The organism is Salinicola sp. CPA57, from assembly GCF_003206035.1.
GTDB lineage: Bacteria > Pseudomonadota > Gammaproteobacteria > Pseudomonadales > Halomonadaceae > Salinicola > Salinicola socius.
Genome location: NZ_PZJR01000001.1, coordinates 268,480 through 282,830, shown reverse-complemented (window position 1 = coordinate 282,830; position 14,351 = coordinate 268,480). Strand labels below are relative to the sequence as shown.

Annotated in this window: 15 protein-coding genes; 7 read left to right on the top strand and 8 right to left on the bottom strand. The window is 63.2% G+C overall.

Translation table 11 applies throughout. From position 1 onward, the window contains the following. The first annotated feature begins 178 nt into the window (after positions 1 to 178). Both DOM36_RS01295 and DOM36_RS01290 read left to right on the top strand, forming a co-directional pair. Entirely contained in the window at positions 179 to 1,234 is a 1,056-nt protein-coding gene (locus DOM36_RS01295; protein ID WP_110640745.1) for a hypothetical protein, read from the top strand. Positions 1,235 to 1,270: 36 nt separating this feature from the next. Continuing rightward, entirely contained in the window at positions 1,271 to 1,825 is a 555-nt protein-coding gene (locus tag DOM36_RS01290; protein WP_157958521.1) for a cytochrome b, read from the top strand. A gap of 48 nt (positions 1,826 to 1,873) precedes the next feature. Here the strand turns inward: DOM36_RS01290 and DOM36_RS01285 are convergent, their stop codons facing one another. The 7 genes from DOM36_RS01285 to DOM36_RS01255 form a co-directional block, all read right to left on the bottom strand. Continuing rightward, entirely contained in the window at positions 1,874 to 2,941 is a 1,068-nt protein-coding gene (locus DOM36_RS01285) for an ion transporter (protein WP_110640743.1), read from the bottom strand. Between the two features lie 59 nt (positions 2,942 to 3,000). Continuing rightward, positions 3,001 to 3,480, bottom strand: coding sequence for an acyl-CoA thioesterase (locus DOM36_RS01280; protein WP_232823690.1), 480 nt, complete (start codon positions 3,478 to 3,480; stop codon positions 3,001 to 3,003). A gap of 338 nt (positions 3,481 to 3,818) precedes the next feature. Further along, positions 3,819 to 5,132 carry a short-chain fatty acid transporter gene (locus DOM36_RS01275; protein WP_110640741.1) on the bottom strand — a complete coding sequence of 438 codons (1,314 nt, stop codon included), beginning with the start codon at positions 5,130 to 5,132 and terminating at the stop codon, positions 3,819 to 3,821. A 104-nt stretch (positions 5,133 to 5,236) separates the two neighbouring features. Continuing rightward, positions 5,237 to 6,535 (bottom strand): MATE family efflux transporter, encoded by a 1,299-nt coding sequence (locus tag DOM36_RS01270; protein WP_075569311.1) that lies wholly within the window; start codon positions 6,533 to 6,535, stop codon positions 5,237 to 5,239. A 244-nt stretch (positions 6,536 to 6,779) separates the two neighbouring features. Then, positions 6,780 to 7,028: a YfhL family 4Fe-4S dicluster ferredoxin gene (locus tag DOM36_RS01265; protein WP_075569265.1), complete on the bottom strand. Its 249-nt coding sequence runs from the start codon at positions 7,026 to 7,028 to the stop codon at positions 6,780 to 6,782. 1 nt (position 7,029) lies between these two features. Next, positions 7,030 to 7,539, bottom strand: coding sequence for a pantetheine-phosphate adenylyltransferase (coaD, locus tag DOM36_RS01260; protein ID WP_075569266.1), 510 nt, complete (start codon positions 7,537 to 7,539; stop codon positions 7,030 to 7,032). 22 nt (positions 7,540 to 7,561) lie between these two features. Further along, positions 7,562 to 9,439 (bottom strand): beta-ketoacyl synthase, encoded by a 1,878-nt coding sequence (locus DOM36_RS01255; protein ID WP_075569312.1) that lies wholly within the window; start codon positions 9,437 to 9,439, stop codon positions 7,562 to 7,564. A gap of 505 nt (positions 9,440 to 9,944) precedes the next feature. Here DOM36_RS01255 and DOM36_RS01250 point away from each other — a divergent pair. The 5 genes from DOM36_RS01250 (at position 9,945) to DOM36_RS01230 (ending at position 13,919) form a co-directional block, all read left to right on the top strand. After that, complete coding sequence (locus DOM36_RS01250; RefSeq protein ID WP_110640739.1) at positions 9,945 to 10,664, top strand: methyltransferase domain-containing protein; 720 nt, start codon at positions 9,945 to 9,947, stop codon at positions 10,662 to 10,664. Next, entirely contained in the window at positions 10,661 to 10,990 is a 330-nt protein-coding gene (locus tag DOM36_RS01245; RefSeq protein ID WP_075569268.1) for a multidrug efflux SMR transporter, read from the top strand. The genes DOM36_RS01250 and DOM36_RS01245 overlap by 4 nt, the downstream gene beginning before the upstream one ends. 140 nt (positions 10,991 to 11,130) lie before the next feature. After that, positions 11,131 to 12,579 (top strand): D-alanyl-D-alanine carboxypeptidase/D-alanyl-D-alanine-endopeptidase, encoded by a 1,449-nt coding sequence (dacB, locus tag DOM36_RS01240; protein WP_075569269.1) that lies wholly within the window; start codon positions 11,131 to 11,133, stop codon positions 12,577 to 12,579. Positions 12,580 to 12,858: 279 nt separating this feature from the next. Then, positions 12,859 to 13,353 carry an META domain-containing protein gene (locus DOM36_RS01235; RefSeq protein ID WP_110640737.1) on the top strand — a complete coding sequence of 165 codons (495 nt, stop codon included), beginning with the start codon at positions 12,859 to 12,861 and terminating at the stop codon, positions 13,351 to 13,353. Positions 13,354 to 13,394: 41 nt separating this feature from the next. After that, positions 13,395 to 13,919 carry a GNAT family N-acetyltransferase gene (locus tag DOM36_RS01230; RefSeq protein ID WP_075569271.1) on the top strand — a complete coding sequence of 175 codons (525 nt, stop codon included), beginning with the start codon at positions 13,395 to 13,397 and terminating at the stop codon, positions 13,917 to 13,919. On the opposite strand, the gene DOM36_RS01225 is transcribed toward DOM36_RS01230, so the two are convergent. Continuing rightward, on the bottom strand, positions 13,920 to 14,351 hold the full coding sequence (locus tag DOM36_RS01225) for a hypothetical protein (protein ID WP_075569272.1): 432 nt from the start codon (positions 14,349 to 14,351) through the stop codon (positions 13,920 to 13,922).

Sequence of the window (14,351 nt, the reverse complement as noted above, 5' to 3'; positions counted from 1 at the left end):
GGCTGACCACCGGCTCTTTCTGTTTGAGTTTCATCTGTCTCAGGTCTATCTGTCTCAGGTCTATCCGTTTGAGCCTCATCTTTTTCAATACCGTCTGTTTCAATGCCACGCCATCGCGGCAGCCGGCAGGCCCCATCGGCCTGCAGAGCGCCCGCAAGAGTCGATCAGGAGTTTCCCCATGCTACGCACCGAGGTCATCACCCAGGGCACGCTTAACTGCTTCCCGCCCGGGCTGAAGTACGACAATGGTTCGCTGGTCAACGTCGAGGTGTCGGCAGTGGTCTTCGACGGATCGCGTCTGATCCTGGCCAGCGACAAGCCGATCCCTGGCGAGCAGCGTTCCGCGGCGTTCGCCTTCGATCTGGTCGATGGCCTGCCCGATCCGGAGAGCCTCGAGTACCTGACGGCTGAGACCATCCGGCGGGCGGTCAAATACGAGGACTTCGCCCTGACCGTGGACGGTCGCTACATCTTGGCGACCACCGGCTTCGACCGTATCGACGACGAGAGTCATGCGCTCAACGCCTACAATCACCTGCTGATCTGGCCGGTGGGCGAGCCGGACCGCGTGCAGGTCGTGGATCCCGACCCCCGCGACGGCGTGGAGGGGTCACTGGAGCTGCGTCGCAAGCTCGATGACGCCATTGGGTTGCCCTATTACAAGATCGAAGGACTGGCGGCGGTTCCGGCGCGTCCCGATCTGGACCGCGAGAGCGACGGCCTGCTGCTGTTCGGGGTACGCGAGCAGGGTCGGAGCTATGATGATTTCGACTATGTGGCGCGAGTGGTGGGCGTTCACTATCGCATGACGGCCGACGGTAACCTCGAGTTCGTCGATGAACTCTGCGAGCGCTATCGCTTCGAGCCCTCCGAATATGCCGGTGTCCGTCACATCTGCGGCCTGTCGAGTCTCGAATACGACCCCCACAACGATCGTCTCTATCTGATGGCCAGTTTCGAGGTCGAGGATGCGCATGGCGAGCAGACCGGTGGCTATCTGTGGTCGATGCCGCTGGCCGAACTGATCGAGGGCGGCAGTCCGTCGATCGTCGAAGACGTCCACGGCGAGGTGCTGGAGTTCGAGCACAAGGCCGAGGGCCTGGCCGTGCTCGATAACGCGCGGTTGTTCGTGGCTTACGACAATGACCGTGACATGACCTTGGGTCGGATCGACGAGCGCGACGAACGGGAAGCCTGCGAAGCGCCCTACACCGTGCTGCGGATCCTCGGCTGACGCCGTCGCGTCCACGCCGTTTAGAGAGAGAAAATGATGCTGAAGGATTCCCCGCGACGTTATGGGTCGGTCACGCGAGCGCTGCACTGGCTGATCGCCTTGCTGGTCATCGCACAGCTGGCCAGCGTGTTTCTCGGTTTTATCTGGAAGAACAACGTCTTCAGCCAGTTGATTCTGCCCTGGCACACGACGATCGGGGTCAGTGTCCTGACCGTGATGGCGATACGCACGCTGTGGGCACTGTCGCAGCTGTCGCGGCGGCCCGCCCATGAAGGGAAGCTGCAGCGCCTGGCCATTGCCGGGCACGTCGCCATGTATGCCCTGCTGATATTGATGCCGCTGTCAGGTGCGCTGATGACCTGGGGGATGGGTTACGGCGTCCACGTATTCGGCACCGCCTGGTTCGAGGGCGCGGATGCGCCCTGGGCCGCTGGCTTCGGCAAGCTTCACGGCACCTTTGCCTGGCTACTGACGTTCATGATCGTCGGTCACGTCTGCATGGCGATGTTCCACCACTTCCGACTGAGGGATGGCACGCTGCACCGGATGCTCGGTCGCAGAGGCGACGACCGAGACACCCGGTCGGGCTGATCTGTCTCGAGCGGGCCGTTCTGTATCGGTCACACCGTTCTATCTCGATCAGACCGATGCATCGCGGCCGGGGCGACGATCATTGACGGTCTGCGGTGCGCTGAATTCGCTCTTCCAGCGCTTGACCGCGACCTGCTCCTTGAGCAGTTCCAGCATGTCGATCAGCACCTGCTGGGTGACCCGATCCGCCTTGTCGTCGACGTGCAGCCAGGCGTCGATGCCGCTGCCCACGAGGTCGGTCAACATCGAATGGAAATGCGGTGAGCGCAGGCCGTCGATCGCCTCGTGGACGACACGACTGGCGATATCGCTGAGACTGCGCTCGATACTCTCGGCTACGGCATCGCCCATGGGCAGCCGGCGCAGACGGCGTAGCTCGTCGTTCTCCTCCACCGTTCTGGCGACCAGGGCGGCGACGTAACGATGAACCTGCTGATGATTTTCGGCATAGCCCTTGTTGATCGTGCGCTCCAGGCGGGCTGCGATCTCCTCGACCAGCGCCGCCTTGCGCGGCTGGATCACCTCGGTCGAAATACGCTGGGCCAGATGCTCGCTGTCGCGGATTTCGTTTTGCATGTCGCCAAGCAGATTGAGCGCGACGCGATCGGAAATCTCTTCCATCAGCACGCCGTAGTAAGTGCGATAGAAGCGGTAGAGACGCCAGCCGGTGACATCGATCACGCCCAGGCGCTGTAGACGTATCAGCAGCGAGACGACGCGCAGGATACGTAGCAGGCGGAACCCGGCCAGCGGAATGCAGCCGAGCACGTCATACCAGTGCACGAACGGATAGAAAAACCAGCGGGCGTAGCGTCGTTGGGCGATGGCGATTATCCATCCCAGCAGCACGTCGAGAATGAAGATGGCGACGAAACAGAGATCGATCTCGAAGAAATTGGCCCGGATGTTCTCGGCGTAGGCATCGTGAAGACCCGGCGCTACGGCATCGAAAGCAGCGTTGAGCGGCGGGATCAGATACAGGCTGTCGAACAGCAGCAGCATCAGGTTGATCGCCACCAATACGACGACGGCGAGATCCCAGATCAGCAGCAGCCGCTCGCCGAACGGGCTGAGCCGTCTTGTGGCACGAGGTTGACGAGGGTCGGTTTCAGACATCGAACGTCCTTGTCCGTATAAGCGGCTTGATTGGCGAGTACCTTGCGAGGGGGGCGGTTTCAATGACCGGCCGGATAGGCCTTGAGATGAGCGGCCACGGCGCTGCGCTCCTCCTCGGCTTCCTGCTTGCGCAACTTCTTGCGCAACGCCGCCTTTTCGAAGCGCAGCTTCTGCAGCGGGGTCTTCAGATCCAGCGCCGGTACGGGAACCGGATTGCCTTCACTGTCGACGGCGACCATGGTCAGGTAGCAACTGTTGGTGTGGCGTATTACCCGCTCCTGGATCGATTCGGCCAGCACCTTGATGCCGACCTCCATCGACGAGCGACCGACGTGATTGATCATCGCCAGGAAAGTGACCAGCTCGCCGACATGGATCGGCTGCTTGAACAGCACCTGATCGACGGACAGCGTTACCACGTAGCTCCCGGCGTAGCGGCTGGCACAGGCGTAGGCGACTTCGTCGAGCTTCTTGAGAATGGCCCCGCCATGCACCTTGCCGCTGAAGTTGGCCATGTCGGGGGTCATGAGTACGGTCATCGACAGCTCGTGCTGTCGAGGCAGGTCATCTGGCGTCACGGTGTCCTCGGAATGGATGCAAGACGTTATTGTGCGCCAGATGTAACACGTTTCACCACGACTGCCCATCGATCGGCTCATCGATCAGCCCCCGGGCGGCGTCCGCCAGGCCACGGGAGGACGTTATCGTACCGAAGCTAGTGTGGCGTCTCGCAAGTAACGCGAAGAAATACCGGGTGCATGGCGTTGCCAGGCAAGGCGCGAGGAGGCGTCATAGTGGGGTCTATGGCAACGACGAGCAACGCCGCATGGCGGCGCCAGGGACCGATATTATTGGATGGTATTTGTGAGACACCACACTAGAACAGGGTCAGCCCCAGCCCGATCACCACCCCCGTCACCACCAGCTGGATCAGACAGAAGCCCATGATGTCCTTGGCGTTGAGGCCGGCGATGGCGAGCACCGGCAGCGCCCAGAACGGTTGCAGCAGATTGGTCCAGGCATCGCCCCAGGCAACGCCCATGGCGACGCGCGCGACATCGGCACCGAGCGCTTCGGCGGCTGGCAGCATGACCGGGGCCTGCACCGCCCACTGGCCGCCGCCGGAAGGGATGAACAGGTTGACCACGCCGGCACTGATGAATGACCAGAACGGCAGGGTATCGGCGTTGGCGATGGCGACGAACACCTCGGAGAGCGACTGCGCCAGACCGGACTGCATCATGATGCCCATGATCCCGGCGTAGAACGGGAACTGGATGACGATGCCGGCCCCGCCCCGGATCGCCTCGTTGAGGCTCGCGAGCAGACTGCGCGGCGTGCGGTGGAGGACGATGGCGAGCGACAGGAACAGGAAATTGACGCTGTTGAGGTTGAGCCCACCGCCGGCGAACACGAAGTAGTGCACCAGATAGAGCAGCCCCGGAATACCCACCAGCATCGACAGCAGCGTACTGTTCTCGAGCCGGTCCGCCGGACGCGTGACGGCGTTCGGATCCAGGCTCGCGGGCTCGGCGAGCTGCTCGCGACTGACGAAGACGCTCTCGTCTTCCGGCGGCAGCATCCAGCGGTTGACCAGCGGCATGATGACGAACAGCGCAACGAGGATGATCAGGTTGTAGCCGGCGAAGATCGTCTGAGAGGTGGGAATGATTCCGATCTGATCCTCGCTGAAATGGCCCGGCGTGGCGATGGTCAACGGAATCGAACCGGCCAGACCGCCGTGCCAGACTACGAAGCCGGAATAGGCACTGGCGATCAGCAGGCGATAGTCGACCCGCACCTGGCGGGCCAGCGCCTTGGCGAACAGTGCTCCGACGACCAGACCGAAGCCCCAGTTGATCCAGCTGGCGGCGAGCGAAACCAGCGTCACCAGAATGATCGCGCGAGCAGGCGTTCTGGCGGTGGCGGCGAGCCTGTCCAGCATCCGCTTGATCGGCGGCGAGCTGGCGAGCATGAAGCCGGTGACCAGTACCAGCAGCATCTGCATCGAGAACGACAGCAGACCCCAGAAGCCGTCGCCCCAGTACTGCATCACCGCCAGCGGGGAGCGCTGTTCGAACAGCATCGCGGCCAACGCGGCGATGAGTGTCAGCAACAGCACGAAGATATAGGGGTCGGGCAGATAGCGCTCGACCAGCTTGACCGCCGGACGGGAGACGCGCTGCAGCATGGTGGAGACTCGTGTCAGGGAGAGATTAGCGGCAGGCTACCCCATCCATCGCGACCCCATCAGTCAACCTTGGTCGAGTATCGCCATCCGATTGACGCGCCGAATCAACGAGCCGCGGCCGAAGACCACTTGCTGCGGCGATACCGGAGGTAGTACGCGCCCAACGAGGCCGAGCGCACCAGCGTGAAAAACAGGAACGAGAACCACAAGCCATGGTTATCGTAGCTCTGGGTCAGCCACCACATCGGCAGATAGCAGGCGATTGCCAGCCAGATGGTGTCGCGCATGGCGCGGCTTTCGGTCGCGCCGATGAAGACGCCGTCGAGCAGGTAGCTCCAGACCGCCAATGCCGGCATCGCGATCATCCACGGCAGATAGTCGGCGGCGGTGGCGCGGACTTCCGGCAGATCGGTGAGCAGCGAGATCAGACCGTCGCCGGCGACCGCGAACAGCAGCATCGAAACGCCGGCCACCAGCAGCGACAGCTTGCCGGCGGCACGCACGGCGTCGCCGAAGTCGTCCCAGTCGCGTCGGCCGACGGAACGTCCGGTGAGGGCCTCGGCGGCGTTGGCGAAGCCGTCCAGGGCAAAGGAGGTGAGCATGATGAACTGCAGCAACACCGCATTGGCGGCGAGCACGGTATCGCCAAAGTTGGCACCCTGGGCGATGAAGAACGCCTGGGCGAACAGCAGCCCCAACGTTCGCACGAACAGGTGCTGATTGACACGGATCAGCGCCGAATAGCGCTCCCACACCCACAGCGCCTCGCGTGACAGCGACCCGCCCAGCTCGCGGCAGTGGACGGCGACCCGCCACAGGCCGAAGGCCAGCGCGCTGTAGTCGGCAATCAGCGATGCCCAGGCCACGCCATCGCTGGACAGGCCGAAGCCAACCACGAACAGCAGGTCGAGCACGATATTGACGCCGTTGGTGAGCAGCAGGATCGCCAGTGTGATCCGGGTCTTCTGCTGCCCGATGAACCAGCCCAGAATGGCGTAGTTGGCCAGCACCGCCGGCGCCGAGAAGATCCGGATATGCGCGTAGCTGGCGGCGAGCGACATCGCCGCTTCGCTGCCATCGAGCAGCCACAGGCCGATATCGATCAGCGGTTTTGACAACACGATCAGCGCCAGTCCTATCACTGCCGCCATGACCAGCGACTGGGCCAGCAGCAGTCTCACGCCGCTGTCGTCCTCACGTCCAACGGCCTGGGAGGTCAGCCCGGTGGTACCCATGCGCAGGAAGCCGAAGCCCCAGTAGAGAAAGCTGAACAGCGTCGCGCCCAGCGTCACCGCGGCCAGGTAGCGCGAATCCGGCAGGTGGCCGACGACGGCCGTATCCACCAGGCCGAGCAGTGGCACGGTGATATTGGAGAGAATGATCGGCCAGGCCAGCTTCCAGATATGCCCGGTGGTGTAGCGCCTGGTGGGGTTTCCGGGTTCAGGCGAAAACGTGTCGGTGCGGCCCACGGCGCTATTTGCCTCTCATCATTCTGTTTGGCGCATTCATCTGTTCAGGCGCTAGACCGTCAGATATCAGATAGATGAATGGGCGGTTATCGCCACTGCGCGAGGAAGCTGTACGGCATAAGGACGAGCGCCGCCGGAGAAGGTGGGGATCCAATGTCTTGACATCCCAGGTGAAATATCAAGCCGCCGTGATGATCCTGTACTTCTCCATCAGCTGATCCTTGCTCTCTTCGCGCTCCGGGTCGAGCGGTATACAGTCCACCGGACACACCTGCTGGCACTGCGGCTCGTCGAAGTGGCCGACGCATTCGGTGCAGCGGCTCGGGTCGATGACGTAGATCTCTTCGCCGGGCGAAATCGCATCGTTGGGACATTCCGGCTCGCAGACATCGCAGTTGATGCATTCATCGGTAATCATCAGAGCCATATCAATGTCCTCCTGACGGACGATCGCCGTCTGCCGCGAATCGCCGCCGCAGGGCCTCGGCCACGCATGGCGATACATGTTGGGAAACGTCCCCGCCGAGGCGCGCGATCTCGCGCACGATCGTCGAGGAGATATAGGAGTTCTCGATCTCCGGCGTCAGAAACAGGGTCTCGACGTCCGGCGCCTGGGCGCGATTCATGTTGGCCAGCTGCATCTCGTACTCGAAGTCCGATACCGCCCGCAGCCCGCGCAGAATGATGCGTGCCCGCTGCTGGACCAGCAGCTCGGTGAGCAAGCCACTGAAGCCGATCACCTCGACGTTGGTCCATTCGGCAACGACCTCTCGGGCCAGTGCCTCGCGCTCCTCGAGCGACAGCGTCGGCTGCTTGCGAGGGCTCTGTGCGACGGCGATCACGACCTTGTCGAAGATCCGCGCGGCCCGGTGAATCAGATCGCGATGACCATTGGTGATCGGATCGAAGGTACCGGGGTAGACGACGATATTGTGCATTCAAAGCACTCCGTGCTCGAATTCAGTCCAGTGTACCGAAAGGATTGTCGACCTTCAGTGACACCGGGTTGGCGTAACCGGGAATGCGGATCGAATCGCGGCCGACTTCCAGCTCCGGCCCTTCCAGAACGCCCTCGCCGAAGCGATAGATGACCTCGAACCGGCCGGCATCGGCGGCAGCTTCATAGCGTGCCGCCGCGGCGAGCGTCTGTTCGCGACGATGGCGCCAGTCGTCGAGCGCACGCTGGCCGTGGCGCTTGGCCAGCAGACGCTCGGTCACCTGCGGCGACAGCAGCAGTCCGGTGGCGTTGTTGCCGCCAAAGCCCTTGGCATTGATGAAGCTGCAGTCGGTCTCGAGCGCAAGCGGTTGCTGGAAGAAGCGCAGCCGCTCGGCATGTACATCGTCGGCGACCGCATCGAGTGTCGGAATGCCCGGCACCCAGCCGTGAGCAAAGGTGCCCAGGGCGCTGGCGATCTGATCGCCGGCGGCGCTGCCCTGGGAGTGGCCGATGAACGCCTTGATCGCGGCGACCGGCCAGTTCTCGATGCCGTTGGCCCGAGCGACCTGATCGAAGATATGCGACTCGGTCGTGCGGTTCTTCGGCGTGCTGGTGCCATGGGCATGAAGATAGCTGCGATGACGTACGCTCTGCTCGCCGAGAATCGAGGTGGCCAGCGCGACGGACTTGCCCAGCGTCAGGTAGTTGCCGATGCCGGGGGCGGAGATCGAGCGCTTCCAGCCATCGGCGTTGACATTGACCTCCGGCACGGCGCCGAGAATCTGCGCGCCGGTCTCGAGTACCAGCGAGTCATCCATCAGCAGGATGAACTGCGAGGCTTCGGCGATGGTGAAACCGCAGTTGCGCGCGAACGGGCGGCAGGCGCGCTGATAGTCCTCATCGGTCAGCAGCTCGAGGGCATCCAGCGCCATCAGGCTCTGGTCGTCGGCCAGTGCGCTCATGGCGCGGAAGCCTTCGATGATCTCCGGCGTCACCGGCGCGTCGCTGGTACCGACCATGACCACGCGCCGGCGACCCTGGCGGATGTCGTCGATGCCCAGACGCAGGTTGTAGAGGAAGGTGGCACAGGCGCCCTGGATCGCCCCCGTTCCTCCGACGCTTCCCAGCACATAGGCGTTGAGGAAGTCCGCCGGCATCTGGCCATAGCCCAGCGGCATCTGCTTGGAGGTCGTGCGCTGGCCGGTGACGAAGCTCTTGAGCATGCCGCCCCAGCCTGCGTCGTCGAGCTGGCCGATGGAGTTGCCGGCATAGACGGCGATAGCGTCGGGATCCACTCGATCGCGCAGTGACTCCCAGTCGAGTCCGCTCTGACCGAGACAGTCGCTGACCCCGAAGATCGCCATCGACAGGCCGCGGGGGTGATGAACGCTCCGATAGAAGGTATCGGGCGCGAAACCTTGCGGCAGTCGACCGGCAGCACGCACCAGGGCCTGGCGCCGTTCGGGCAGCAGCGCATCGAGCGTGCCGGCGGGAACGTTGACCTCGACCGTCTGCTTGTCGAGCTCGCGAACTTCCCAGCCCCCGGGCAGCGGTTGTGGCAGCTGGCGTCGAGAGGTGGTGAAGCGCAGCGGCTCGCCGAGCGTCATCCGAACTTCGCGGTTGCCGGGAATACCGGCTTCCTGGAAGGCGTCGTCCTCGATGCGCCGGATCAGCGTGTGCTTGAGAATATGCTCGCGGTAGCGGCTGGCGACCGCCTGCTCGCTCAGTGTTTCGCCATCGGCACTTTGCCACTGGCCGCTCTCGTCCGAGGTGACCAGTTGCATCATGGCTGCCAGTGCGACGAGTGTCTGAGTCTGTTCGGCCGATGGCAGAGCGTCGAAAATCGTACGGCGGTAGGCTTGGTGCCCGGAGGTTCTACCCGCGGCGTTGACGCCGCCCATGCCGACGATGACCGGTAAATGTGACAAGCCACGTCCCTCGTGAATATTGGGGGCAATCGGTAAACGATTGGCATGGGGATGACGAAACGGCGATGAAAGGGCATTCCCGGCCGAGGCTGGCGCTATCGGCGGCGGAGCCATTGGAAAACAGCCCTGAACCAGTGAAAAACCGTCATCGTGCAAGCCATCGAAGGCCGTATTGCCAGGATTGGCTGAATGTGGGCAGGGATGATACACCTGCGCGCGTGCGCCGTCATGCCGCGCCAATGGATAGGTTGGTGCCCGATTCCTTTGCGCTCCTTCTGCGTCTACCGCTGCAATGGCTGCGACGAAGCCGGCGCGGTCGCTGCGGGAATATCGTGGCAGTGGCCGCGAGAACGACGGCACCGTCGCTGTTAGAATGGGCGACTGTCTAGATTGCGCGACTGTCTAGATTGCGCGACTGTCATCAGCCCGTAAACGGTATTCATCATTTAGTGGTATTCATCATTCAACGGGACTTGTCATGCAAGCGTCCTCGCGCGCCATCATCTCCAGTCAGCAGGGGCCGCATCAGGATCTGGTCCGCCGCGTTCAGCGTGCCCGCGACAGCGAGTGGCAGCGCCCACCCGCCGAGCACACGCGTGATGCCTTCGACGGGGCGGCCCGCTGGCTGGCGGCTCAGAATCGGCCGCTGATTCTGGATGCCGGCTGTGGAGTCGGCCTTTCCACGCGTCGACTGGCCGAGCACCATCCGGACCATGCCGTGATCGGGGTGGATCGTAGCGAGCAGCGGCTGTCCCGTGATCACGGCGCGCTGCCTGACAACGCGCTGCTGGTACGCGCCGATCTGGTCGACTTCTGGCGTCTGGCGAGAGACGCCGACTGGCGACCGGCGCGGCACTATCTGCTCTATCCCAATCCTTACCCCAAGAGCACGCAGCTCAAGAAGCGCTGGCAGGGTCATCCGGTCTTCCCGGCGATACTCGCCCTCGGTGGTACGCTCGAATTGCGCTCCAACTGGGAGATCTACGTGCAGGAGTTCGCGCTGGGGGTGAAAACGCTCTGTGGCGTCGATGGCGAGATCGCGCCTTTCGTACCGGGGGGGGCATCCACGACGCCGCGCGAGCAGACTTTTCTGACGCCGTTCGAACAGAAGTACTTCGAGAGTGGCCAGGCGCTGTGGTGCTATCGTGTCGAGCTCCCAGCCATCGTTACCAGCCGATTCAGGATGCCGATCTCATGAGCTATCTTCTGCTCGCCCTGGCGATCATCGCCGAAGTGGTGGCGACCAGTTCGCTGAAGGCCTCCGCCGGCTTTTCACGGCTGTTGCCGAGCATCATCGTGGTGGCGGGATACGGTTTCTCGTTCTATGCGCTGTCGCTGGTGCTCAAATCGCTGCCCATCGGCATCACCTACGCGATCTGGGCGGGTCTCGGTATCGTGCTGGTGACGCTGATCGGGATCGTGGTCTATGGCGAGAGACCGGATCTGCCCGCCTATCTGGGAATGGCGCTGATCATCGCCGGCGTCGCCGTCATCCAGATCTTCTCTCGACTCTCGTCGCACTGACGTCCGGTAGCGCTGTCATCTTTTCGCGCTTTTGTCTTCTGGTACTTTAACATGGCACCAGCCATCGCTTCCGGGGGCCGTTAGTTGGTACGCTCTGGATCAGATAGGCCCCCATTTTTCTTTGGAGCGAGCACCCCATTATGCGGCGATGGCTAGGTCGGAGTTCTCTGTTTGTCGGTGCGTTATCCCTTTCCGTTGTCTCCATCGCTGTGCAAGCGGCCGGGTTCGATCATGTCGGCCGGCTGGCCGACAAAGGTTTCGTGGTCAGCGCCCAGGCGCAACTGCTCGATAGCGGCGAAGTGCTGGGTGCCATCAATCCGGCCCAGGCATTGTCGCCGGCTTCGGTCACCAAGCTTTACACCGCTGCCGCCTCGCTGGATCGATGGGGCCCGCAGCATCGCTTTACCACGCGTTTCGTGTCCACCGGTTCGCTCGATGCCAACGGCGTGCTGCACGGCGATCTGGTGCTCGAAGGCGGCGGAGATCCCGCGCTGACTTCGGAAGAACTCTGGCGCCTGATCCAGAAGCTGCGGGAGCTCGGCGTTTCCAGCGTCGACGGCCAACTGGTGGTCAGCCAGTGGCGCTTCGGGCCGGTGGCCTGTGCCACCACCGATCGCTGCCAGACGCAGACGGAAGGCACCAACGCCTACGCCTCGCTACTCTCTTCCGCCGCGATCAACTACGGCAGCTGGTGCGCTACGGTGATGCCGGGCGTGGTCGGTCAGCCGGCACGCATTACCAGTTGCGACACGGTGGCGCCGACCATTCGCATCGAGAACGACGTGACCACAGTGGCGGCAGGGGGTTCGGCCAGTCTCGATGCCAAGCGGATCACCGATAGTCAGGGCGATACGCTGCGCGTCAGCGGTCAGATCCCCGCCGGCAGCTATCCGCGTCCGGTCTACAAGGCGAGCTCGGACCCTGCCGATCAGACTGGCCAGACGCTGCTGTCGTTGCTGCGTCAGGCTGGCATTCCGATCAGCGGTGGCTACGCGATCAGTCGTCAGGCGCCGCCGCCTTCTGCGCAGTCGCTGGCGGCGGTGGAGGGCAAGCCGCTGCAGGAGCTGCTGCTGCGCACGCTCAACTACTCCAACAATTTCATGGCCGATACGCTGGCGCTGGATCTGACCGCCGGCACCCAGCAGAATCTGCCGGATGCCGGCCGGGCGCTGGAGCGCTTCGCCGCCGGTCTGCCAGGGCATGGCGCGGTCACGCTGCGCAGCGGCAGTGGCCTGACCCCGGAAAACCGCGTTTCCGCGCAAAGCGTCAATGCGCTGCTCGGTGCCATGTATGGACGCGCATCGCTGTTTCCCACTTTCGTGGCGGGCATGCAGGTTCCCACCAACGGGCCGATGCACTTCATCCGGCGCGGTAGCCAGACGTTCCAGGATCACGTGATGCTCAAGACGGGTACGCTCAACGAGCCGGTGACCGTGCGGGCCATTGCTGGTTATTTTCGAACCGAGAGTGGTCGCTGGGGCAGTTTTGCGGTACTCGTCAACGGCACCGGGTCGACGCCGTACCTCTCCTGGCGGGAGACGCTGCCGATGATTTCGGACGATCTGACCGCGATGATCGAACGCCACTAGGCGCTGTCTGAAAAGTCGACGAGCGACGGCAAGACCGGGGCGCGTAGCCAAGGCAAAAATCGATGAAGACAGACCGGGCTGGCGTACCCGTTTACGCGGTGTCAATGAGCATCTTGACCGGGCTGGCGCACCAGCCGATTTTTAACGCCGTATGGGCGAGCGCAGGCAGTTTTCAGACAGTGCCTAGCGCATCCATCGACGCCCGTCGGGCAATCCGCATTGCCGGCGTGATTGCCGACGAGAGGCGCTTTTCATCCGCTTACACAAGAGGACGCCACCGTGCTGACACGTTTTTCTCTGCTGACCGTCGCTGCCGCTCTGGCCGCCGGCGTGGCCGTTTCCGGCTGTACCACGAATCCTGGCGCCAGCGATGCCAATGCCGTTCCCGACACTCGGGCCGACAGCGACACTCGGGCCGCCAGCGAGGCGCTGGTCGGTACCTACTGGAAGTTGATGACGCTCGACGGCAAACCGGTAACCGTCGCGGACAATATGCGTGAAGCGCATCTGGTTCTCGACGCCCAGGGGCGTGTGACTGGTTCGACCGGCTGCAATCGACTGATGGGCAGTTATACCCTGCAGGACGATACGCTGACCTTCTCCCAGCTTGCCTCGACTCGCATGGCGTGCCCGGGTGAGGTGGCGGCGCTCGAACAGGCTTGGCTGGCGACGCTGTCGGAGACGGCGCACTATTCGATCGAGGGTCAGTCTCTGGTTCTCGAAGATGCCGGCGATCATGCGCTGGCCGAACTCAAGGCCAATGCGCTCTATTGAACTGCACGGCGAACACCGACCCGACGACGAGAATCGAACCCTTGACCCTGATCGAATGCGAGTTCGACCGCCACGGTGATGCCGTGCTGGCGATCTTCAACGATGCCATTCTCAACACGACAGCGCTCTACGAATATCAGCCGCGGACCGCGGCGTTCGTCGAGGGCTGGTTTCAGGCCAAACGCGATGGCGATTTGCCGGTCATCGGCATGCTCGACGACGCCAGCGGCCGATTGATGGGCTTCGCCAGCTACGGCCCGTTCCGTCCCCACGCCGCCTATCGCTACAGCGTCGAGCACTCGGTCTACGTGGATCGGGATTTCCGCCAGCGCGGCGTCGCCCGCCGGCTGATGAAGGCGCTGATCGAGCGCGCCGAGGCCCAGCAGTATCACACCCTGATCGGCGGCATCGACGCCTCCAATGCAGCGAGTATCGCGCTGCATCAACAGCTGGGCTTCCGCCATGCGGGAACCGTTAGTCAGGCCGCCTACAAGTTCGATCGTTGGCTCGATCTGGCGTTCTATCAGCGGGTGCTGTCGACGCCGGCAGAGCCTCTCGGGGGCTGATCAGGGCGTATCGCCACTCGGCGCCGAGGGGGGCTGGTCGCTCTCTTTGGACTCGGCATCGTCACTGATGGCGTCTGTCGGGGTACTGGGTAGGGCATCGGAGCCGATTGCCAGCTTGTCGGCGTCGGCAATGAAGACCTCCTGACTGCTGCGCAGGAACAGGCAGAGTTCCTGCCCGGCCTGACCGTTCATCTGTTTCTGTGGATAGTGACCCTGGATCAGCAGTGCCGTCATCCCCGCCTCATCGTCGAACAGCACGGGGTCGCCCGCCGGCGCGGCGTCCGGAAACTGGCTGGCCTGCTGGCACTGTTCGATGACCGCACGGTCGTGCTCTTGCCATGCGGCATCGCTGGAGGCACTGGCGGAACCGGCCAGCGTCAGTAGCGCCGCGGCCAGGAAAAGAGGATTGGGCTTCAATTCAGAACGACGCAT